Source organism: Grylomicrobium aquisgranense, assembly GCF_033971865.1.
GTDB classification, from domain to species: Bacteria; Bacillota_I; Bacilli_A; order Erysipelotrichales; family Erysipelotrichaceae; genus Bulleidia; species Bulleidia massiliensis.
On record NZ_JALBUR010000020.1, the window covers coordinates 12,393 to 35,472 of the forward strand.

Here is a 23,080-nt window from a genome sequence, read left to right on the forward strand (position 1 = left end):
TGAGAAATCTGATGATTGCATTACAGATGAAACAGAAATTAAAACAGGTGTATCGACTGTCTGCAGTTCTGCATTCCCTTCCTTCGAGAATGAATGCTGATGCTGTTAGGACTATTTTGAATGATTTTTCTCCTGATTCCGCCACTACTTGTGTTGGAGATAATGTAGTAGAGCTCAAGTATGATTTGCAGATCATCGTTCCTGCGTATAATGCTGAGAAGTATATTTCTGAATGCTTGGATTCAGTTCTTTCACAGGAAACAGAATATTCTTATCTGATCACAATAGTGAATGATGGCTCTATAGATCACACACTTGATATCATCAATAGTTATTACAGCAGATATCCTGATAGGATTGAGGTTATCAATCAGGAAAACAAAGGGTTTTCTGGAGCGAGGAATGCTGGTCTGAAGGTGCTGAAGGGAAAGTACATTACTTTCCTGGATTCTGATGATGTGCTTGCTCCTAGAGGAATCAATTCCCTGCTTAGGAATACAATCGGAGAGGTTGATATTGTACAGGGCAGCTGGTTCACCGGTGAAAAACTCGGGGGGGGGTCACACATTGTTCGTACAGCTTCCGAGTTATCAGGTTATCCATGGGGTAAAGCATTTCGTGCAGAACTGTTGTCTTCATTCCAATTTCCAGAAGGATACTGGTTTGAGGATACGCCGATTTCCTTCATTCTGTATGGGAAACGAATAAAGACAAATTTAATACCTGATGTTGTATATGGGTATCGGTTGAATCCGAATGGCATTACCGCTACCTTTTCTGGAAAGAAGAAAAGTATTGATACATATTACATTACGGAGCTCTGCTTAAAAGAGTTTCCTGAATTTGGCGTTGCATATGATGAACGCGCATTCCACTACTTTCTGAATCAATGTACTATGAATTGGTATCGAACAAAACAGATGCCGAAGAAAGTTAGAGAAGCAGGTTTTGTGTTGGAGTCACATTTAAGAAATACTTATTTTCAACAATTTTCTTCCAATGAGGTAAATGACAAATATCTTTGCGAGATCGATGCTGCATTGAGTAAGTGCAACTTTGGCAAGTTTGAAGTTTTGGTGAGAGCAGGAAGATAAAAGAAGTTTATTACCGACCATGCTTGTCACCCGTTTCATTTATGATCTTTGCTACATTTTATCAGAAACTGGAAGAGCTTCTAATGTGATTAGCTTGTAAGATGCAGATAGGCTTGACAGACATGAGAAATATAAACTACGATTTGACAGACAGACAGACAGACAGACAGACAGACAGACAGACAGACAAGAGTGATTATGGCCGCCAACTATGCGGCTTTTTATTCTGGCAATTTTATAGCTTCATTATCTTCACTGGAGAATGTGCTGGTTTCTCACGGGATATCGGTATCATACGTTTTTCCAAAGAATGCTCCTTTTGCTAATTGGGGAGAAGATGGAAAGTATCAGCAGAATCATGACGTTCATGTGACTGATTTTGATTCTCAATCTCTTGCACGATTTCTGAAAGAAATGGTGCACTCTGAATCTAGAAATGTTCACATGATCGTTCATATGCATTTCTTTGATTGGAAGACGATAGCTGCTGTGACGAAATCTTTGAAAAAAGAGAATTGTACATTTATCGTCCAAGAGCATATGCGCGTGGATTTTGGACGTGATGAGTCTGACTTGTCATTTAAGAGAAGATTGAAGAACCGTGTTAAACAGATTGCGTATAAGCATGCGGTTTCAGGCTGTAAGATGATTGGTGTCAGTGAGGCAGTGTATGAGGATCTTTGTCAGATTCGTGGCAGCAAAGCAGAAAACTATCTGGTTAGAAATGCGATTTCAACAGAACGTCTGGATGTTCCTTCTGTGAATGCATTATCTCTGGATCCTGCTCATGATGTTGTGATCTTTGGAACACATTTTGAGCGAAAAGGTGTAGATATCGCACTAAGAGCAGTCATGAAAGCAGGAAACGGTCTGCACCTGGTTGTTCTGACACATCGTGAAAGTGATGCTGTTGAAAAGTTGAATGCACTTTCTGCTGACTGGCAAAGCTATGCCAGAGTCTGTCATGTCGTAGAGGATATTACAGACGTATATAACTATGCACTATGCTTTATTTCTCCATCCAGATCAGAAGCATTTGGTTATGCAGTGGTGGAAGCAGCATACTGCAATACGCAGGTAATTGCGTCAGATATTCCTGGTCAGAATTCGATGAAGTGTGTTCCTGGAATCCAGTGGGTGAAACCAGAAGATGCAGATGATCTTGCCAGAGCATTAAGCAACTGCTATCAGATACACCAAAACCTTCCAATGGAACTGCAGAAGCAGAAGACTGTCCAGCGTGAATATATACGTGATAACTTTGGTGTAGACAGATGGTGCACAGAGATTCTGAAGGTCTATGGTCTTCTGAAGTAACAAATCAAAGTGCAGAAGAAGCTGTGGTAAAGCTAGTTTGGAAAGTCCACATTATGGTAAGGTAACGATATGCGAGATATAAAGAGCAATTCAATTGGTATCAAAAACAATAATGAACAGATGAAATATAGAGAAGGCATATGAATTACGATACGAAATATATTCTTGCAAAATTTAATAAAAGTAAACCAGGTGCAACTGATACCGGTGATATAGAAAAGAAGCTTTCAGAATATATTTGTGATCCGAAAAATAATGAAGAGTCCCTTAATGCATTTTCGGAATTAAGGCTAAAGCTATCTTCTTATTTCAATCTGGACGCAATCTCTCTGGTGACTGGAAACGGTACTTCTATTTATGCAGGCTCCAGGGATACAAGAGGTTTCTCTTTAGCAGCATATACAGGAAAGGAAAAATACAAGTCTATTAAGAGCGAGACTGATCATATATCCGATAAGGATATTGAAACTGCTCTAAATAAACTTATTATCCTGTATGAGCAGAAAAAGATTATTGAAGATTCGGTTTCTCTTTCTTCATACCAGGCCTTGATAAATGAAGTTAAAAGTGCCTTGATAGATAGCTTTGTCTCACTCGATTACTCAAACCTTTCTTCACATGAGATATTATTACGAAAGCTTAGAGCTTTTGGATGCCTGAATAAGGTTAATATATTTACAGCAAATTATGATCTTGCATTTGAATATGCATTCGATAATCTTGGCATTGAATATAACGATGGGTTCACTGGATTTGTGAGCCGGAAATTTGCTCCGAAAACTTTGGAGAAAAAAGGCCTGCCAATTCTTAACAAGTTCCATGGCTCTGTAAATTGGATATCAGATAATGATGAAATTTTAGAAGAACAGCCGAAGTTTTCCTATGTAGATACCGTACTTGGTGTGGAGAAGACTATAAGAGAGCTTAAGATCAATATCAATAAAGACAACGAAAAGGTGCTAATTTATCCGACAGCAAATAAGCTTTATCAGACATACAGTGCTCCATACAGTGAGTTAATGAGATTCATGCTTGATAGATTTGAGTCAGGAAAAAATCTAATTATTGTGATTGGTTACAAATATGGGGATGACCATATTAACGAAATCCTTAGCAAGGCGCTGGCAAATCCAGATAATGTTTTTTATTTCTATGATTTTGATAATGATGAGAAAGCATCATTTATCAATAATATGAAGAAGCTTGCAGAAATAACTCCAAATGTGAATGTCTTGAGTGGGAAAATACTAGCTGATTTTACAAACTTTGCTAAATTTGAAGTTCCAGCAACTGCTGAAAAGACAGATGAAGAAAAAATAGTTGAGCTTCTACACAAGGTAATGGGATGATTGAAACAGATAGTATAGGTAAAATTTCAAAAATCACTGGTTCTAAGGTACTTGTTGTAGCTGAAATTTCAGCAAGACTTGAGAGAGTGGGAATGAATAATTTTGACATACGCTATATTTCCATTGGATCTCTGATTGGGACAATGCTTGTTGATGGCAGAACGTTAGTCCTGACAGTAGAAGAGATACTGGATACCGATCCTGATATTATTATCACGACGAGTATCAGCGGAATCTATGATGAGGTAACAGGAATATATTCTTTTGGTACAAACACCTATCCGTTAATTGGTGAAAAAGTATTTCGACTGGGTAGGTCTGTTCTGACTAATATATTTCAACTTAGAAAATCTGAATGCTCTGTACAAAAATCTTTTATTGGTACTTATGCTTATGACAGCAACGTAAAAGTAGGATACGATCCCAATATTCTTTTTGGTAAGCATCTCGGAGTTTTTGGAAATACAGGAAGTGGAAAGACTTGTACGGTTGTCTCTATTATTCAACAGTACATAAGAAATTATCCTGTGAAAGATATAAAATTTATTATTCTTGATGTGAATGGGGAATATAAGTCTGCATTTGAAGAAAATGACTTTGAATACATTCCTTTTGATAAAATGCGTTTTCACCATACTATTCTTGATAATTCTGAATACGGGAGACTGTTTCGAGCAGCTGAAGGGACCCAGTACCCTGCCTTGAAATCGTGTATTCGGAAGCTTGCGGAAGAGTCACATGCTGAAAGACATTCTTCTAAATGGAATCTAGAGCTTCTTCCTAATTCCTTACAGGAATGGATTAATGATAATGCAAATCCAGACACGCGTAATGCATCGAAAAAAGATCAGTTCTCTGTCAATCAGATCAGTGGATATATGAGAACGCTACTCTTGAGAATAGATGAAATTCTGAAAGAAAAAGATCTTCTTCAGGTCATTAACTCTTCAGATGATGAGAATACTCTACAGAATATCGAAAAGTCTAACAAAAGAGTGTTTGTTCTCGATTTAGAGAGATCTAGCGATACGCTGGATATCGTCTTATATTTGCTGTTTAAAACAATTTATTTAAGCAAGATAGAAGCTAAAAGAAGAGGCAATTCAGGAACACACCTATGTCTTGTGTTGGAAGAGGCACACAGATATCTGAATCCTGATGCCCAAGAGAGTAAGCTAGGCACCTATTACATAGATAAGTTATCTCGTGAAGGTAGAAAATTTGGTATAGGACTTATTATTTCTTCTCAGGTGCCCTCTATGCTTTCTTATGACATTGTTAGCCAATGCAATTCTGTAATCATGCATAAGATTACTAGTCGGAAAGATATGGACTTTCTTCGAGGAGTTTTACGTATAAGTTCAGATTCAATGTACACACAGATGAGCGCATTAGAAAAACAGTATGCATTGGTCTGCGGTGAAGCATTTCCCAATGATGCGTTAGTTAAAATCAATGATGCTAACCCGTTGCCGAATAGTAATGACCCGGTGATCGGGGATAAAATTATTGCTAATTAGAGGAAAAGCCTACTGAGCATATTGCATTTAAGATTGATTTGAGAATGGTTGAAATAGTGGTGGGATGGTACAGACGCCACATCGCACTATGGATCTCCACAGTAGTTTAGTAAAATCTTACAGGAAAAGGAATTTGCAAATGAAGAACAACTATCCATTAACATCGATTATTCTTCCTGTCTATAACGGGGAAAACGTTATTAGCAGGTCTATTGAGTCAGTACTTGCACAGGATTACCCTTGCATAGAACTGATTGTAGTCGATGATGGATCGATGGATCATACTAGGGAGATTGTTTCGGATTATGCAGAAAAGCATGTAAATATCAGGCTTCTTACTTTGAAAAATCAGGGCGTCTCCAATGCCCGTAATGTTGGCATTAGTGCTTCTAATGGTGAATATATTGCTTTTCTGGATGCGGATGATGAGCTCATGCCGGATATTATTTCCACAAGTATGAATCTGATCCAAAAGAACAATGCGGATATTGTTTGTACTAATTCATACTATGTTGATGATGGACATATCATTTCAAAAATGGGAGAAATTCGCCCAAATGATAGTATTCTGACTGATGAGCATGGAAAGCGTGATCTGATCCGACAGCTGTATTGCAATACTAACGAACCATATTTTGGAGATTATCTTAGAGCATCCTGGGGTAAACTCTATTCTGCAGAATTACTGAGGAAACATCAGATTCAGTTTCCGGTTGGTGTACCAATTGGTGAAGATTCCATATTCTTGCTTTATGCGTTTTATTATGCGCAGAAAATTATCTTCAAAGATGCATACTTATATAAATACTATCGGTCAGATCAGTCTGTAACTGGAAGGGTTGTAAAGCAGTTCTATGAGAAAAGAGTTGCGGAATATCAGGCGTTAAAAACAGCATTAAATAATATCCATTATTCTTTTGATCATATTGATGAAATCTTCTGGCATCGTTCTAATTTTGAAAACATTGGGAATGTATTAAAGAGTGACAAAAAGCCAGCAGAGAAAATCCGCGTAATCAGGGACTTTTATAAAGAACCATATTGTAGAAAATATTTATCTATTCCATTGAATGGTAAGAAAGATCAGATTCGAGCATTTTTAATGCGTACACATCAGTATTCGTTAATGGCAATGATCGACTATTACAGCAAGAAGGATAAGTGCGCAGGATCATGAGAGATATTCAAATTGTCTGCCAGAAATGTCATCGTGTTTTTGTCATTGATCAATCTGAACAGGAATTCTCATCGTATTATCAGAATTCTTTGCCAAAATATTGTCCTATTTGCCGCAGAGAATATGCTAGGAAGAAGGAGATCGAACGAAAGAAGCAGAAAGATCTTGAGTGGCAGCAGAAGAAGAAAGAAGACATACAGGTATATCATGAGAACCTGAAATTGCTGCAGGAAAAGTTTGATATTATCCCGCTGAAAGATGCTGCACCATCTCCGCATGACAGAGTTCTTTATGTAATAGGAAATGGTTTTGATCTGATGCATGGTGTCCATTCCAGTTACTATGATTTTGGAAAGATACTTGGAAAGCGCAGTAACATTCGCTTTATTTTAGATCATTATCTTCAGGCAGATGATTTATGGGCTGATTTTGAAGGGGCTTTGGCGAAAATAGACGTAGAATCAATGAGTCAGCCGGCTATTTTAGATGGCTTCCTGGATTCAATGGATGCATATGATGAGGATGCTCAGATGGCAGACTTCTATGCCGCTGCTGATATGGCAGCTGCACCTGCAACAGAACTTTCATCTGAATTAAGGCACAGATTCAGAAACTGGGTATGTTCTCTGCAGGTTCATTCAGAAGACCGCCCGCTGAAGGAAATCATCAGGAATGGAAAATATCTGGATTTTAATTATACGGAATTCATCGAAACTCTTTATGGCGTAAAGAGCAGTGATGTGTGCTATATCCACGGATGCCGAAAGAAGAAAAAATACAGACCAAAGGAAAAGCTGATTCTTGGCCATCAGCCAGGTGCAAGTGACGCACAGTATGATTTTAACGATCATTGGGACGGTATAGATCTTTCTGAGAATCATGCGCAGATGATATATGATGCACAGCAAATTGCTCTTCAGGAAATCAGCGAGGCTGATGAGCAACTGACAAAGCATAGTGATCGGATCATTGCTGCACATAAGAATTTCTTTGAAGGCCTTTCAGATATCAATAAGGTGATCGTCATTGGGCATTCTCTATATCCGGTTGATTGGGAATACTTTCATGAAATCCTGTATCAAAATAATGCTGCCGACCGTATCAATTGGTATTTTAGTTGCTTCAGTAATGGAGATCTGGAACGAATTCAAAAATTCGTTTCTCACTTCAGTATTCGTAAGGAAAATGTGCACATATTCCGAACAGATCTGATATCTGTTTCAACATATTCTGAGAATTCCAGAAATGCAAAATCTTCTGAGCCAATCGGAAAATCTGCAGAAGAAGGACATGCTGTAACAGAAACCAATTCTACGAACGAAAAGATTATTGGTGAATCTTTGAATGGATCCTGGAAAGTATGCACTTGCGGAAAAGAGCTGGTTTTGAAAGATGAGAAAGATTCAGTTGTTCTAACAAGAGTATTTTCCAGTGGAATGAATGGAGCTGTATTTGCGGACGACCAGACTTGTTTTCTTGTAATGCGAGGTATTTACAAAGGTGTATTTCTTTTGCGTCAGAATAATGGAAAATGGATTTATACTGGTGAATTAGAAGGAATACCTCATCAGGGAGTTATTACAAAAAGACTTCATAGAATTCTGATTGATAAAGAAATGGTCACGTTTGTCTATCAGAACAGAGTGAGAATTTACAACCTGACGAATGGGTTATTGATTTTCAATAAAGCAGTACGACAGGCGTCAAAGCACCAATACGACGGCAAGGATTTGACAGCATCCTTTCAACGGATTTATAAAGGAAATTTCTATTAATGATACGATTGTTATCATGTGAAATTTCTTAATGCATCAGTACTATTCACAAAGGAAAAAATCAGAAATCTGTGAAATAGTGGTGGAAGAATGTAGAAAGGAAGCAAGCTCATAGATATGTCAACATTAACTACAATCAAAGATAAAATCAAAGAGCTTGATCCTGCTGGGTTCCAGGAGTTCTGTGATAGGATACTTTCTAAGCTTCATCCGGATTGGCATTTCGTTGAGCTTGGGTTAATGGCTGGCAGGACAAAGACGACTACTGGAAATCCGGATACATATTTTAAGACTCCTACTGGTAAATATGTTTTTGTGGCGTATACAACAAAGGAATCTGGAAGTTTGTATGAGAAGCTGCATGATGATATAGAGAAATGCCTGGATCCTGATAAAACTGGTCTGCCTTTATCTGAGGTTGATTGTATTATCGCCTGTCATACTTCCAGCAATCTGAAAGCAGGGGATGATTATCGGCTTCATGAGTTGTGTAATGAGGCTTCTATTCCGCTGACAATATATGGAATCGATGAACTTTCTGGTTTTGTTTTTGATCGTTTTCCTTCTATTGCCAGTGACTATCTGCATGTTTCTGTTGATACAGGTCAGATTTCTGAACCCGATGCATTTGTTCGTGCATATGACAGTGCCACGTTGATTCCGCCTGTTAATACGCATTTCCTTTTTAGAGAATCTGAACTGGCAAAGATTCATGCGTATCTGGATACAGGTAATATCGTGTTAATTCATGGAACTGCTGGTGTTGGCAAGACAAGGCTTGCACTGGAAGTGGCAAGCAGATATGCTAAAGAGAAAGAGTATTCATTGTTCTGTATCCGCAGCAACCATCAGAACCTGTATCCTGATTTTGTGTGTGCCTTGGAGATTCCAGGTAAATATCTGTTTTTGATTGATGATGCAAATGAGATGAACAATCTTTCTACAATCATTTCATATGTGGCCGGGAAGAATGCGGAGTTATCAGACTTCTCTATCAAGCTGATCATGACCATCCGTGACTATGTCAAACAGGAAGTGACAGGTGAGATAGAGAAATGTGGGGCTCCATATCAGACAATGGAAATTGGGCCTTTTTCTGATAACGAGATACAAGGATTTTTGAAAAGTGAGTTTGATATCCAGAATTACCATTATCTTGAGCAGATTACAGACATAGCAGAGGGCAATGCACGAATTGCCTATATGGCAGGCAGACTTGCAGTCGAAAAGCAATCTCTTAGTGCTGTTTGTGATGCATCAGATCTTCTGGATCAATACTACAGACAGTTTACGGATCAGATGTTAGGAAGTTCTAAAGAGCTTTGCTTTTCAGCTGGTGTACTGGCTATTGTGAAAGCTGTGGATCTTGATGATTTAACCAAACTTGAGGAAGTATTTGATCTGGGTATTGTGGACTCCAAACAGTTTTTGGAGAACCTGGAGAAGCTGGTTGATCTGGAATATGCCCAATCAAAAAATGGCGTTATTACGAATGCGGATCAATGTTTCGCGAACTATATGCTGTACTATGTCTTCTTTAAGAAGAAGATTGTTCCATTTGCAGATATTCTGGATATTGGTTTTCGGAAATTCAGAAATGAAATCAATCATGCTGCAGTGACAATTTCACACATCTATCAGGATCCGCAGATTATGGATGAGCTGTCTTCGCAGATCAAAGTTGTCTGGAAGAAATATCAAAATTCAGATGACAGTGAATTATATGCTGATTTCCTGCAGGTATATCATGCGGTTGATCCGGAGGTGTCTTTGCTGTATGCAAAGAACAAGATTGATGGTATTGCCAGTCAGAAAATATCTTTGGATATCAACTTTGATCAAAAATCATGGGATCAGACAGACAGGATTCTCACGCTGCTGACGGGTTATCAAAGCAGTGAAGAATATTCTGAGATGTCATTGGAGCTGGCTCTGGAGTATGCCAAGAAGTCAGAAGAGGCGTTTGTTCACTTCTCCAAATGGTTTAACCAGCAGTTTGGAATAGATCCCGATGTTTTTCACAAAAGTATACAGTTCAGCAAATTGCTGTATCGTTCCTGGATCAGCATAAGTTTGATAGTGTTATTGTTTCAAAGTTCTGTATCTTTCTTGCATCAAACTGGCTGCTTGATGAATATCATCCAGTAAAAGCGGGACGTCATGATACTCTGAAAGTATATGATGTGAAACTCAAGTATTCTGAGGCGTTTGCTGAGCTTCGTTTGCAGATATTAACAATGGTCTGCAGTATTGTGAAGAAGTACAGTGAGATCAATGACAGCAGTATTGATGATGATCATCATAAGCTTGCCAATGAACAGCAATGTATTCTTTCATCAGCTGAAAGCTTTCTGAACCGGTATGCACAGATTGTAAACAGCGGACTGGATCAGCAATTGGTAAGAAGTGAAGCACAGATGATCAGTGATATTGTAAATGCGCTGCCTGATTCTTTGAGCAAGGCAATTCTTGCGGATAAGCTGATGGATGCCTGTGAGAAAAGATCTGCGTATTACCATGATACTGATATAGATAAGTGGCTTCTGCCTTCTCCCTATCACTTTTGCGATAGAATATTCAATCTTGCTGTAGGGAAGATTTATAAGATATTCAGAGATGATCGCCTTACATCCGGAGTGCGTGATTATGATGAAAATAGTCAGCGCTATGAAGCACGGATCAGGCAGTATGCCCATCAATTATCAGAGAAGACAATATCGGATCTGATCAATGGAATAAACGAATGCATTGAAACGGTCAGTTCTTTTGAAACTGTGATGAATCCGGGATCGGCATTTAATCATGGACTGGAAATCATTGCAGATGAGCTTTCTGATAATTCTGCATTGTCAATGTTCTTTCTTTCATGCATCCAGAGAAATGGAAAATCAATTGATATCTCTCCGCACAGGATGTTTCTGCATCTTGTCAAAGAAGATCGTCACAGATTTTATCAGCAGATTGCTCATGAGCAGTATGCATCTGCAGACCTTCGATATCAGTGGCAGTGGCTCTATTTCAACTGTCTATCAGAAGATCAAATTGATGCACAGGAACTGCAGAATCTGTATGACTTTCTGAAAGATACTTTGGATTATAACTTTGTAACTGTATACTACTGGGATATGAAAGTATTCCTGAAGTTTCAAAAGATTGGTCCGGATATAATTCTCTATGCATCCAGAATCATTCTGCAAAAAGGAAGAACTTCTACAAATGTAGCGAATACATTTTTCTATATGATGTTCCTGGGCAAAGAAGATGATTTCACGCCAGAAAGACTTCTGAATTACTACCAGAATGATCTGGATCTGCTGAAGAATATCTACAGCTTTGAATTGAAACATTCTGATCAATCAGATCTAAATGGAGAGTATTTATCATGCTTTTATGATGCGGATCCTTCATGGCTGAGTGTTTATGAGGATTATCTATTCAACCAGGACCGCATCTATGGTACTGATAAGGAAGAACAGCATCGATTGAAAATCCTTTGGCTGAAAGAAGATTACCTGAAAATCTTCGACAGCATTTTCGATCGTCTTGACGGCTATACTGATCCAGCCCAACGGTTTATAAAAAGATATACACTTCAAAGTCTGCTTGGAACGTATATACCGGAAGTGAAAGACAGACAAAAGAAGTGGTTTCTGCATCTGATTGATGTCAATGCAATGGATGCGGATAGAATATGGCTAGTGTTCTTTCTAACGGAAGAGCTTGATGATGCATTCAGAATAGAGATGTTTGAACGTTTTCTTTCTCTGAATTCTGATTTTCAGGTATTTCAGAAGCTTTCTCTATTACCACACATGGTGGAAACCACTGACTCCTTTGTGCCAGTGTACGAAAAACAGAAGAAATTTCTAAGCAGACTTTTGGATTTGAAGGTGATGAGTGATATCCGATACCTGGAACATAGGAAATGGATTAAAGATTCAATCGATAGTAAAGATCGTGAAATTCAGGAAGAGAAGAAAAAAGATGTCAGGCAAGTGTTTTCTTGAGGTGATTGCATGAATGAGAAACTTAGATTTACATCTCTAGAGGCAATCTACTCATTAAATGGATGCTTAGATGGTCCTTATAAAACAAGCCTCCAGATCCATAAGCTGATCAAAGATAACAATGAACAGCCAAAAGACATTGCTTTCACTGTGATGATTGAGCAGTTCGGAAAGAGAAAGATAACAGTCTCATCTGAACCTACTGCTTACTGGCCGGTTTTTCTTGAATGTTTATACGACACGGAACGGCTGCTCATGGTGTTTGATGGTCAGTTTCTTCATCTTGATGACATTAAGTTCCCTTGTTCGAATAAATGCAATGAGAGAGATATCGAGCTGATAAAGAATCAGGTTTTTTCACAGCGTCTGAAATACTTCATGACAGATACTGGCATTACAGATATCAAAGCTAAGCTAGTGAATTTTCAGGATGTGGTTACAGATGATCTTTTTTCCAAGTGGCAGCAGTTACTGGATGAACTTGGAATAATTCATCAGATGTATTTGTATAGTATTTGTAAGTCAGAAATGCCTATTGATATACGTGCTGCATTTATAGTTGAAATGGCAGAACCGCTTCTGGAATTATTGCAGATTTACAATGTCATTGACCACAGAAAGTATCCGCATTTAAAGGATAAGCTGAAAGCGGTTGTTGATTGCTATGGAAAAGACATCTTTTCTGATGAAATGAAGAATTGGTATGATGATTTTTTACAATCTGCTGTTAATACTCGCGTGAATATTATGCATGTCAAGCGAGAACAGAGGACACAGGCATTTGGTGGAAAACAGTGTGCAGCATTCATGAAGAAATTCAGTCTGATGTACAGAGTAATTCTTCTTGATTTGATGGGTGCTGAAAGAAAAATATTTTGTGACAGAATGGTTGATATCTCTAGTGCAATCAACACATGGATGAGTAAGAAAGATATTTATCTGAGCTAAGGACTCGATAAAATGAGTGCAAACAGGGTTGTGTTCCTGTAAGTTATAAGGGTGGGAGGCTATAAGATGAAAACCGTTGGGATTTTGACTTTTCATAAATCGATAAATTATGGATCAGTATTACAATGCTGGGCATTAAAAGACATATTAGAAAAACATGGATATGATGTTGAAGTTTTAGATTATGAACCTAGTGTGTATCAGAGTATGTATGGCGTGTATTCACACGGAAAATTTAAGCATAATTTAAATGTTCTTCCTGTAGCACATGATTGCAAAAATCAAATAAAAAAATTCAGTGAATTTAGAAACAAGTATTTAAATCTTTCCGATAATCAATATTTTTATGATACTGATTTTTCTCCTTTGAAAAAGTATGATGCTTTAGTATGCGGCAGTGATCAGATATGGAATTTAAGAGCACAGGATTGTGAGCCCTTTTATTTTGCACCGATAAAGACGGATGGTAGGAAGATTGCATATGCAATCAGTAGCAATGATACGACTTATGATGAGCCAAAAGCTACAAATCAATTAAGAGACTGGATTCTTGATTTTGATTATTTGTCTGAGAGAGAAGAAGACGGAGCAAAAAAACTCGAAGCTTTTCTTGATCATAAGAAAAGGGTTGATGTTAACCTGGATCCGACTCTTCTTCACAGAAAAGAGGATTTTGATGCGATTGCTTCTCCCAGAATAGAAAAAAAGCCATATATTTTTCTTTATAATGTTTGGTCAACCAACGATGGATTTGAAGCGGCGAGGCGTCTGTCTAAGAGATTAAATATGCCGGTATATACTGGATTTATGGCGAGAACCTTTAAAGCAATTGTCAAAGTAACGTCTAAAGGAATACACGTTGAAAGAAAATACACTTCTCCATCAGACTATATTTCTTTGATAAAGTATGCTGATTGGGTTGTAACTGATTCTTTTCATGGCACTGCTTTCTCCCTGATTTTCGAAAAAAATTTTATTTCAGTGAATAGTCTCAGAGATAATGGCAACTTAAAAAATGATAGCAGGCTGATGAATATACTGAATGAAGTTGGTTTAATTGACCGTTATGTTCCTGTCAGTGGTATTGATTTATTTGACATCAATAAGACTATTGATTATAAGGCGGTAACGACAAAACGATTAGAAATGGCAAATATGTCTATTAATAGGTTGATTGATGCAATAGAGGGAAAATTAAATAGCTGATGAAGATAGAACGTAAGAAAAATGCTGCAAGAAATGTTGCCTTTGGAATTATATTGAGGGTATATAACATGATCCTTCCGTTTATTATGAGAACGGTCATGATTTATACACTCGGTGTCGAATATCTTGGCTTAAACAGTTTGTTTACTTCAATTCTGCAAGTGCTGAATCTGGCTGAATTAGGTGTAGGCAGTGCAATGGTTTTTTCCATGTATAAGCCAATTGCAGAAGATGATAAGGATCAGATTAATGCATTAATCAAGCTTTATCGTTATTATTATAGAATTATTGGTGCTGTTGTTCTTGTGGCCGGTCTTGTGATTCTTCCTTTCATTCCGAAGTTGATTTCAGGGGATGTACCAGCTGATATTAATGTTTATGTTCTTTATTTCTTAAATCTCCTTGCAACTGTATTTACGTACTGGTTGTTTGCATATCGGAATAGTATTTTGAATGCATATCAGCGAACGGATGTCATCAGCAAGATCACCTTGATTACGAATACAATTCAATATGGTATCCAGATTGCTGTATTATATTTACTGAAAAATTATTATTTGTATGTTATTGCAATTCTTGCAACACAGATCCTGAATAATATTCTTACAGCTATCATTTCAAAGAAAATGTATCCTGAATATGATCCCAAGGGTGATTTGCCAAAAGAAGAAATTAGATCAATTAATCAGAGAGTGAAAGACGTTTTCACTTCGAAAGTTGGCGGAACAATATTAAATTCTGCAGATACTATTGTTATATCAGCCTTTCTTGGATTAAGAGCATTAGCTATTTATCAGAATTATTATTATATTATGAGTGCTGTAATGGCAATTTTTAGTATTTTCTTCAGTTCCCTTACAGCGGGTATTGGTAATAGTTTGATCACTGAAAGTAAGGAGAAAAATTATAAGGATTATCGAAAAGTTACATTGATGACTTTTATTGGCATGGCAATTTGTATGTCTGAGATGCTTTCCTTATATCAGCCATTTATGAAAATCTGGGTTGGCGAAAAGCTGATGTTAGGATTCCCGATGGTCGTTCTTTTCTGCGTATATTTCTTTTGTGTTGAGTATGTAATGCTGGCAAGTGCGTATAAGGATGCCGCAGGAATCTGGCATGAAGATCGATTCAGGCCTTTGATTTCTGGTTTGGCAAATCTTGCAATGAACATTGCTATGGTTCATTTTTGGGGATTATATGGTATTATCATTTCGACAATTCTAAGCTCAGGTCTTATCAGTGCCCCTTGGATTACACACAATCTATTTTCGTTGATATTCAAAGGAAAATTTAAGAATTATTTGCCAAAGCTAATTTATGAAACTGTTATGGTGATACTGACTATGGTGATTTCATTTATTATTGGCAATTTTATTCCTGCGTCTAATATTGCTCTTCTTCTTGTTAGAGCTGTAGTAGTATTAATTGTATCAAGTGCTGTTATTTTTCTTATGACATATAAGATGCCTGAATTCCAGAGCTTGAAGCAAATGGCACGTAGTTTTATAAAGAGGAGATAATCATGGATGCATTAAATACAGTTTGTGAAGTCAACCAGTGTGCAGGATGTATGGCATGTGTTGATATTTGCCCAAAATCTTGCATTTCTATTAAAGATGATATAGAGCATATGAATGCAGTTATTGATGAGAATGCCTGCATTCATTGTAATGCTTGTCACCGTGTTTGCCAGAAAAATCATCCTGCTGAATTACAAAAGCCTATTGCATGGTATCAAGGCTGGGCAGTCGATGAAATTAGAAATCAGAGTTCTTCTGGCGGATTTGCATCTGCGATACAAATTGCATTTATCAAAAACGGCGGAGTGGTTGCATCATGCAAATTAGTTGATGGAGATTATAAATTTATCATTGCCAGAACTATTGATGAATTGTCAGGCTTTGCAGGATCAAAATATGTAAAGAGCAATCCTGTTGGTATTTATAAAAAAGTAAGAGAAGAGCTCCGTAAAGGGAATAAAGTGCTGTTTATAGGCCTTCCTTGCCAGGTATCAGCAATGAAAAACTTTATTGGCAATTCTCTGGGAAAAAATCTGTATTCTATCGATCTCATCTGTCATGGAACGCCATCAATAAAGCTGTTCAGAATGGCACTTAATGAATATGGATACGATCTAAAGAAATGTAAGTACGTGTATTTCCGCAGGAATGGTAATTTTGCAGTGCGTACAGATCTAAAGAAAATAGTTCCAGAAAGATGCCATGATTTTTATACGCAAGCTTTTTTGCAGGGGATAGATTATACAGAGAATTGCTATTCATGTCATTATGCAACAGATCACAGAGTAGGAGACTTGATGCTTGGCGATTCCTGGGGATCAGAACTTCATGATGAAGAACAAAATGGGATTTCTCTTGCTCTTGTTCAAAATGAAAAGGGTAATGAGTTGTTATCTCTTTCAGGTGTTACACTTAAGCCAGTGGATCTAGAAAACGCGAAAATTCCTAATACACAGCTTCGCCATCCTACTCCTAAATCTCCAGAGCATGATGTATTTTTCCAAAAGATTGCAAAGGGGAAATCCTTTAGAAGTTCTGTGACAGCAGTATGGCCAAAGTTCTGTATGAAGGAAAATCTCAAATTATTTTTGATAAATGCCCAATCATTTCCGGGGGGGGACGCTAAATAGCGGATATCATATTGGTGTCATTTTACAAGCAGATCATGATTGATTTATGTCATTGCGAACTGGTGAAAGTGGATTTATTTGCTGAATTGACACATTCAGACAGATTATATGACAATTGTTCTATTCTTCCTTAGTAAGGTATGATATTACGCATGAAAGAAAGAGTTGATGAGTTTGAATACCTTGCTGTAGACATCGGTACTTTGGCCGCATGAAGCCGGATCGGGTGGTACCAGTAATCTGGTACATTGGTACTGCTCTAAGAGATGTTGCGTTACGGAAAAATGAAAGCCCATGCCGTTTGACATGGACTTTCTGGGTTTGATGCTTTTGCTAGAAAGAATACTTGATCTGGTCTTTGTATTCTTACTAGAGAAAGAAGCAAAAAACACAGAAAGGGGCTATAACAGTTGAATAAGCTGTTACAGCTCTTTTTTTCTATTATGAAATCAGGAAGAATCCAGTCCTGATTGAGCTGTCATGAGCATATGAATCTACAATGGTAAGGTCAGGATTACCTGGGTGTATTCCTGGCCTTTCCTGCGTATAGGCATATACCGGAAAGGTCTGGGTAAAAGTAAGGACGCCTCTTTTTTTAAGCTATCGTACGATAAGCCAGTCATAAAAAACGTCCTGCTTCCCTTTTGTGATATAGCCAGCTTAATCAAAATGTGCAGCCGGAAGTATTCAGGCATGCCGTATCTAATCCAGAAAAATCAGCTTTCGCAAAGGTTCAGGGAAGCTTTACCGCAGACATTTATGCCAGAGGAGGCTCTTTTATGGACGGACCAATTATCACGGTAGATGTCTCAAAAGGCAGCTGCCACTATCAGCCGTGGCTGACAGCAGGCCATTCCCTGCGGAAGCCGAAAGTGCTGAACGATACGAAAGATGGCTTTGAAGCATTGTCTGAAACCATTGAGATGGTGAAGGAGAAGAGCGAAGCTGATACAGTCCCGGTAGTATTCGAGGCGACCGGCGTCTACCATCGCTGCCCCCAGAAATATCTTAATGACATCGAAAATCCTTACATCATCGTTCTGCCGCTGCTGTCTGCAGCTTATCGGAAGACGAACCTTCATGGTAATAAGACAGACAATGCGGACTGTGCCCATATCGCCAAAGTGTATTACCAGGAAGAACATCTGAAGTGCCATCAGAATGAATCGGATACGTATGCACGTCTGCGTGCAAAGAATCGCATGTATGAGAGCGAATTGAAGATCCTGCAGCAGCGGAAATGCACGTTCCGGGCAATGCTGGATGTGATCTATCCGCGCATGGATAAGTGTTTCAAAGGGCATGCAAGCCTTTACGATTCGGTTCCGATGGAAGTGCTGAAGAAATATCCGCATCCATCATTACTTCTCAGGCACGAGGAGGAAACCATTGTGAAAGCGATCCAGGAGCCCGCAGGTCATAAGAAAGGCTTCACTGAAAATATCGTTCACAAGATGTATCAGTGTGCAGAGGAATGTTATTCCGGCGTGGATGCGGACAGTTTGGAAGTACAGCAGTTTCCTCAGATGATCAATGAACTCATGGAGCAGATGGAGCTCTGCAATACATACCTTGAGGAACTGATCGAAGATGCCAGTAAGCTTCCTTCCTTTGCGATTCTGCTCAGTATTCCTGGAATTGGCAGGAACATCGCGGCACGGATCATCGCGGAAATCGGCGATGTCACCCGGTTCAGGAATGCGCGAGGCATCGTAGCATATGCAGGGCTGAATCCGAAAATCAATCAGTCAGGTGAGAAGGATGGGACCCACCTGGCTATATCCAAGAAAGGAAACAGACATCTGAGGTGTCTTGTTTATCTGGCAGTCACGTGCAACTACAGGCTGAAAAAGGGAGATTCTATCTATCAGTTCAACCAAAAGAAAAGGCAGCAGGCTGTCTCACCATTGAAGCCCAAAGCTGCCAATATCGCTGCGGCGGATAAACTATTGGTAGTAATTTATTCGCTTATGAAGAACGGCTCAACTTTCCGTTCCTAAGCAGATTATAGAACGAATTTTCAAAACCGGGGAGACTGTCTCCTCTTTTCGTGGTGGCTGATCACAAAAATTTTGAATCTTATGAATTTATCGAAGAAATCTCCGAAAAAGGGCTTGATTTAAGTTATCAAATTTTTGTACCAATACCCATCCCTACGCGATTTTAGAAGAGCACACTACGCAACAAAAAAAGGCCGAAAATTCGGCTCTACGTGATTTTACAGGGGCACCCTAACCCGACGGTATTTTAAAGTGCCTATATATTAATAGTGATCTTTTATATTCACTTATTACAATTGTCGGAACATTTCTTGTTTCAGTAATCTGTAATACTATATGGAAAGAGCTAAAGAATCTTCTGTGAGTATTTAGAGAATTTAACATGCACTTGCATGCCGCAACATAGAATTGATCAGTACAAACTCAATTGCCGTTTAATTGAGGGACCAAAAACAAAATTTGGATCATTGAGAACGGTTTGCATTTTTGCTATATTGAAATTGTAAAAGAAGGAGGGCTATCATGTACAAAGCAGAACAAGTGGCTGGTTATATCGTAAAGAAATGCGTTAGTGATGGCCAGCCTATCAGTAATCTTCAATTACAGAAGATTTTATATTATGTTCAATTGAGTTTTCTTAAAGCAAGTGGGCCATTATTTGAGGATGATTTTGAAGCATGGCAATTTGGACCTGTTGTTCCCGCTGTGTACTATAAATATAGCGCGTATGGTTCAATGCCGATTGACATTTTCGAATCAAAATATCATTTAGATTCTGATTCAATGGAGATGATCGACCCCATTGTTGATGAGAAGAGAGAACTAAACCCTTGGGATCTTGTCAAAGAAACGCACAGGAATGGTGGTGCCTGGGATCGGATTTTTCAGCATGGAAAAGGAAATCGTCAAGTAATTCCAAAGCAGCTTATCAAAACAGCAGGATAATCATTAATGGACATTAGCAAGGAAGAGCAGCAGCGAAGACAGTTTAAAGACATCTTATTTGATCTTTCGAAAAATCAAAGCATGCTTCAAGATAAAGGAAAAAGAGCAGAGATGTATCGAAGGCTGGAAAATTTGTATTATAGCAAAGACTCCAGTAAGAAATTCCGGCATTATTATTCGGATATATTTCAGGTCTTAGATGAGATAAACCAGCATCCTGAGAAGGGTAACAGGAACTTTCTTGGACAGAATTTAGATGTTTTACGGCAGGGCTATCAAGCAAAAAACATAAATGATAATGGCGGTTTGATAGATATTAGTGATTCGATTCGTAAGTTATATGATCATGTTAATCTTGAAATAGCTAGAATGGATTATTCTGATGCTGGCGATTGGCGGATTTCTCAAGAAGAAAAATTACAGAAGGTTCGAGCCCGCATTTCAGAATTAAATGATAATGTGGCACAATCCACAGAAAAGATGGATAACGCCTCAAAGGAATATATTGCGATTTTAGGAATATTTGCTTCAATTATCGTAACTTTTATTGGAGGTATTACTTTTTCAACATCTATTCTTGGAGCAATAAATCTAGCATCCGATTACCGTGTATCTTTGCTGGCTGTACTTATGGGACTTGTTCTTATCAATGTTCTGTACGGGTTATTTACTTATGTTGATAGATTGGTAAATGGACCGAAGCAGCGCAGCATTAAACCATTAATCATTGCAAATGCTATTTTCATAGGATTACTCATTTTGATAATATTTGGCTGGGCAAGGGGGTTAGTTGAAATTAGAAATGCCCATTTGCCACAATAGCCATGTAAGATATCGAGAAGAATTGTATAGCAGATAGTATTTAACTCAAGACGATAGTGTTTGTAGTCTTGTTAATAAGATTTCCTAGACAAACCTCATTGCCTTATTGTTCTTATGTAATTCAAATCATGAGATGACCACAGGAAATAAAGAAAATGTTTGGAAAGAAGTTTGTGATATATATTACCATATTGATCACAATAATTAGTGGCGTGGTTGCGGCAGAGGTATATCCAACTGCTTCATTTGTTTATGATGTAGCAATGGCTTGCTTTGGATCTGCTTTTATTGGATGTATCATGACTTTCTTGGAATACTTTGCTGTACGAAGAAGCAGCATGGAGTTCTTTATGGAAGAGACTCGTAAAGTTGCTGCAGCTTTTTCCAAGGTTCCAATTGTTGCATTTTCAGCACCAAGAAAGCTGGTGTTAAATGCGCTTGCAGAAGAATGGGCTAACGCATCAGATCTTTTTGCTGAAAGTGAAAAGAAGTGCGATGCGAAAAATGCGTTGATTGAATGGCTCAAGTCTTTTTATCGATCGGATATGAGTGAGATAATATCTCAAGAAGAGCTGGATAAAGATTACCAGCAGCTGATAACTGATGCGAAAAGCAGCATTGAAAAATCTGCGAAAGCGTATATTGCATTATGAGACTATGATACTAATCCTCTATCGGATGCGTATGGAGCATTAGACTTTGTTCTAGGAAATAAATACCGACAGAAGGTATATGAAGGAATTTATAAACCTTTGGCGGATGTAGATAAGAAAATATGTCGTGAGTCATATCATTTTCAGGAATATTTCAAAGCTCGTAATGGAAATCTTCCAGTTATTACTGATAAAGTTCTTGAAGTTCAGGATCAGATTTTTGAAGCAAAAGAAAGCGATTCAGATGCATATTGGAATATTTGCGTATATAAAAAACTTCTTTTTTGTGTGTCAATGAATTTAGATGAATTTTGGAATAAGACCTATTTCAAGCATGAAAAAATTTCAATGAAGTATGCAGATTTAATAGTGTTAAGTAACTGTAGATATCGTGCAGTTTATGGAGGGAGCAATGGAATACTATCTTCTGAAATACTTTGCAAAGAAGAAATATTTGAATGATTTTCTTGATGGTCATTTGTATATGAATACTCTTCATTACTTCTGGGATGAAGATGCGTTTGAAGAAATGATCAAGAATCAAGCTAGTGGTTCTGGAGATGGAATACCTGTAAATCGTCTGCCAATGTTACAGGAGGATATGATGGAAGGTACACTTGGAATGTATAAATCCGAGAAACTGATGCATATCTTCAAAGATTATTCTCTATGTGATGGAATCCTGCGCTCTGTCGGTATGGGATATCTGAACATTCTATGCTTTTATAAGCTCTATTTTGATGTAATAGATAGATTCGATGGTGTAAAAGGGATTGATTATCATCCTTCTTCTGAAATGAATACATTTGGTGATTATGTTGCATTCATCCTGAATCCAAGTGAATTGAGTACTCGAATCGGAAATGCTGCTCGAAAAGAATGTTATCGTTATCACGCTCAGAGCGTACGGTATTATGCGCTAGAAAAGAATGGAGAAATTTCAGATGTCTTTCATCGACACAATATTCTTGTAAGAACGGATGCGGTATTTGATATATCAGAACTGTTGCAAAAAGGGCTTATTACAAAGTATAGGGATTGTTTCCAGAAAACTGAAATGTATCAGAATCAGAATGAATGGCGAGTAGCTTTATACAGAGGCGAGAGAAATACCGATGCATATACACTGAATGTTGGAAGTCTACGGGACATTGTATATTGGGATAGAAGAGACAATTTTGATAAAGCATTGACCAAGGCTATATCGATGGGAATGCGCCCAGGAGATCATCATGCTTACGGAAATATCAGCAGACAGGAATTGTGGGACGATTTAATGAAGCTTGGTGACAACAAAGCAGTGATAATGACATTTATTGGATGAATGTTACTGCTTTGCTGAAATGTCCATCATCTGCTCTTTTCAGTTGTCATTAATCTGCTCGGGTTTCTGTCACTATTATTTTGCAATCATTATTTGTTCTCATTGTCAAGGTGCTGCAGCTTTAGCAGAATCAATGCAAAGTTATATGACAGCCATTGGATATTGTTAGAGCCGGGCGGAATGGGCCATTTTGCGCCGGGAGAAAACGGCCAATTTCAGCCGAAAGAAAAGGGCCAATACGCCAAGCCCATTCATTTCAAATGTCTAATTCTGTAAATTGTTAATCAATT

At 38.0% G+C, this 23,080-nt stretch carries 18 protein-coding genes; all 18 read left to right on the plus strand.

The features are described 5' to 3' along the window. The first annotated feature begins 11 nt into the window (after positions 1 to 11). The 18 genes from MOZ60_RS08035 to MOZ60_RS08120 all read left to right on the plus strand — a co-directional run bounded on the left by MOZ60_RS08035 (position 12) and on the right by MOZ60_RS08120 (position 22,790). Positions 12 to 1,094, plus strand: coding sequence for a glycosyltransferase family 2 protein (locus MOZ60_RS08035; RefSeq protein ID WP_370596281.1), 1,083 nt, complete (start codon positions 12 to 14; stop codon positions 1,092 to 1,094). 546 nt (positions 1,095 to 1,640) lie between these two features. Continuing rightward, positions 1,641 to 2,411, plus strand: coding sequence for a glycosyltransferase family 4 protein (locus tag MOZ60_RS08040; RefSeq protein ID WP_370596282.1), 771 nt, complete (start codon positions 1,641 to 1,643; stop codon positions 2,409 to 2,411). A gap of 140 nt (positions 2,412 to 2,551) precedes the next feature. Continuing rightward, the gene (locus MOZ60_RS08045) at positions 2,552 to 3,760 is read left to right on the plus strand and encodes an SIR2 family protein (protein WP_370596283.1); all 1,209 of its coding nucleotides are present in this window, start codon (positions 2,552 to 2,554) and stop codon (positions 3,758 to 3,760) included. Next, positions 3,757 to 5,280, plus strand: coding sequence for an ATP-binding protein (locus tag MOZ60_RS08050; RefSeq protein ID WP_370596284.1), 1,524 nt, complete (start codon positions 3,757 to 3,759; stop codon positions 5,278 to 5,280). The genes MOZ60_RS08045 and MOZ60_RS08050 overlap by 4 nt, the downstream gene beginning before the upstream one ends. An 88-nt stretch (positions 5,281 to 5,368) precedes the next feature. Then, a complete protein-coding gene (locus MOZ60_RS08055; protein WP_510969640.1) occupies positions 5,369 to 6,457 on the plus strand; it encodes a glycosyltransferase in 1,089 nt (362 codons plus the stop codon). After that, positions 6,454 to 8,232 (plus strand): bacteriophage abortive infection AbiH family protein, encoded by a 1,779-nt coding sequence (locus MOZ60_RS08060; RefSeq protein ID WP_370596286.1) that lies wholly within the window; start codon positions 6,454 to 6,456, stop codon positions 8,230 to 8,232. The genes MOZ60_RS08055 and MOZ60_RS08060 overlap by 4 nt, the downstream gene beginning before the upstream one ends. 117 nt (positions 8,233 to 8,349) lie before the next feature. Continuing rightward, positions 8,350 to 10,380 (plus strand): nSTAND3 domain-containing NTPase, encoded by a 2,031-nt coding sequence (locus tag MOZ60_RS08065; protein WP_370596287.1) that lies wholly within the window; start codon positions 8,350 to 8,352, stop codon positions 10,378 to 10,380. An 89-nt stretch (positions 10,381 to 10,469) separates the two neighbouring features. Further along, complete coding sequence (locus tag MOZ60_RS08070; RefSeq protein WP_370596288.1) at positions 10,470 to 12,239, plus strand: hypothetical protein; 1,770 nt, start codon at positions 10,470 to 10,472, stop codon at positions 12,237 to 12,239. A gap of 9 nt (positions 12,240 to 12,248) precedes the next feature. After that, on the plus strand, positions 12,249 to 13,187 hold the full coding sequence (locus MOZ60_RS08075) for a HEPN domain-containing protein (protein ID WP_370596289.1): 939 nt from the start codon (positions 12,249 to 12,251) through the stop codon (positions 13,185 to 13,187). Between the two features lie 66 nt (positions 13,188 to 13,253). Continuing rightward, positions 13,254 to 14,393: a polysaccharide pyruvyl transferase family protein gene (locus tag MOZ60_RS08080; RefSeq protein ID WP_370596290.1), complete on the plus strand. Its 1,140-nt coding sequence runs from the start codon at positions 13,254 to 13,256 to the stop codon at positions 14,391 to 14,393. Further along, positions 14,393 to 15,916, plus strand: coding sequence for a lipopolysaccharide biosynthesis protein (locus MOZ60_RS08085; RefSeq protein ID WP_370596291.1), 1,524 nt, complete (start codon positions 14,393 to 14,395; stop codon positions 15,914 to 15,916). Before MOZ60_RS08080 ends, MOZ60_RS08085 begins: the two co-directional genes overlap by 1 nt. A 2-nt stretch (positions 15,917 to 15,918) precedes the next feature. Next, positions 15,919 to 17,046, plus strand: a complete 1,128-nt coding sequence (locus MOZ60_RS08090; RefSeq protein WP_370596292.1) for a Coenzyme F420 hydrogenase/dehydrogenase, beta subunit C-terminal domain — start codon at positions 15,919 to 15,921, stop codon at positions 17,044 to 17,046. A gap of 779 nt (positions 17,047 to 17,825) precedes the next feature. Then, positions 17,826 to 19,046, plus strand: coding sequence for an IS110 family RNA-guided transposase (locus tag MOZ60_RS08095; protein ID WP_370596293.1), 1,221 nt, complete (start codon positions 17,826 to 17,828; stop codon positions 19,044 to 19,046). Between the two features lie 522 nt (positions 19,047 to 19,568). Beyond that, positions 19,569 to 19,991 carry a Panacea domain-containing protein gene (locus tag MOZ60_RS08100; protein WP_370596294.1) on the plus strand — a complete coding sequence of 141 codons (423 nt, stop codon included), beginning with the start codon at positions 19,569 to 19,571 and terminating at the stop codon, positions 19,989 to 19,991. A gap of 6 nt (positions 19,992 to 19,997) precedes the next feature. After that, positions 19,998 to 20,813 (plus strand): hypothetical protein, encoded by an 816-nt coding sequence (locus tag MOZ60_RS08105; protein ID WP_370596295.1) that lies wholly within the window; start codon positions 19,998 to 20,000, stop codon positions 20,811 to 20,813. 155 nt (positions 20,814 to 20,968) lie between these two features. Continuing rightward, entirely contained in the window at positions 20,969 to 21,466 is a 498-nt protein-coding gene (locus tag MOZ60_RS08110) for a hypothetical protein (protein ID WP_370596296.1), read from the plus strand. 99 nt (positions 21,467 to 21,565) lie between these two features. After that, positions 21,566 to 21,928, plus strand: coding sequence for a hypothetical protein (locus tag MOZ60_RS08115; protein WP_370596297.1), 363 nt, complete (start codon positions 21,566 to 21,568; stop codon positions 21,926 to 21,928). Further along, on the plus strand, positions 21,879 to 22,790 hold the full coding sequence (locus MOZ60_RS08120) for a hypothetical protein (RefSeq protein WP_370596298.1): 912 nt from the start codon (positions 21,879 to 21,881) through the stop codon (positions 22,788 to 22,790). The genes MOZ60_RS08115 and MOZ60_RS08120 overlap by 50 nt, the downstream gene beginning before the upstream one ends. Positions 22,791 to 23,080: the final 290 nt, after the last annotated feature.

Coding starts and splice junctions, on each gene's coding strand:
- MOZ60_RS08085 (WP_370596291.1), top strand. CDS start 14,393: ATGAAGATAGAACGTAAGAAAAATGCTGCAAGAAATGTTGCCTTTGGA.
- MOZ60_RS08080 (WP_370596290.1), top strand. CDS start 13,254: ATGAAAACCGTTGGGATTTTGACTTTTCATAAATCGATAAATTATGGA.
- MOZ60_RS08050 (WP_370596284.1), top strand. CDS start 3,757: ATGATTGAAACAGATAGTATAGGTAAAATTTCAAAAATCACTGGTTCT.
- MOZ60_RS08105 (WP_370596295.1), top strand. CDS start 19,998: ATGGACATTAGCAAGGAAGAGCAGCAGCGAAGACAGTTTAAAGACATC.
- MOZ60_RS08070 (WP_370596288.1), top strand. CDS start 10,470: ATGGTCTGCAGTATTGTGAAGAAGTACAGTGAGATCAATGACAGCAGT.
- MOZ60_RS08045 (WP_370596283.1), top strand. CDS start 2,552: ATGAATTACGATACGAAATATATTCTTGCAAAATTTAATAAAAGTAAA.
- MOZ60_RS08055 (WP_510969640.1), top strand. CDS start 5,369: ATGGATCTCCACAGTAGTTTAGTAAAATCTTACAGGAAAAGGAATTTG.
- MOZ60_RS08100 (WP_370596294.1), top strand. CDS start 19,569: ATGTACAAAGCAGAACAAGTGGCTGGTTATATCGTAAAGAAATGCGTT.
- MOZ60_RS08060 (WP_370596286.1), top strand. CDS start 6,454: ATGAGAGATATTCAAATTGTCTGCCAGAAATGTCATCGTGTTTTTGTC.
- MOZ60_RS08090 (WP_370596292.1), top strand. CDS start 15,919: ATGGATGCATTAAATACAGTTTGTGAAGTCAACCAGTGTGCAGGATGT.
- MOZ60_RS08035 (WP_370596281.1), top strand. CDS start 12: ATGATTGCATTACAGATGAAACAGAAATTAAAACAGGTGTATCGACTG.
- MOZ60_RS08110 (WP_370596296.1), top strand. CDS start 20,969: ATGTTTGGAAAGAAGTTTGTGATATATATTACCATATTGATCACAATA.
- MOZ60_RS08120 (WP_370596298.1), top strand. CDS start 21,879: ATGGAATACTATCTTCTGAAATACTTTGCAAAGAAGAAATATTTGAAT.
- MOZ60_RS08075 (WP_370596289.1), top strand. CDS start 12,249: ATGAATGAGAAACTTAGATTTACATCTCTAGAGGCAATCTACTCATTA.
- MOZ60_RS08065 (WP_370596287.1), top strand. CDS start 8,350: ATGTCAACATTAACTACAATCAAAGATAAAATCAAAGAGCTTGATCCT.
- MOZ60_RS08095 (WP_370596293.1), top strand. CDS start 17,826: ATGGACGGACCAATTATCACGGTAGATGTCTCAAAAGGCAGCTGCCAC.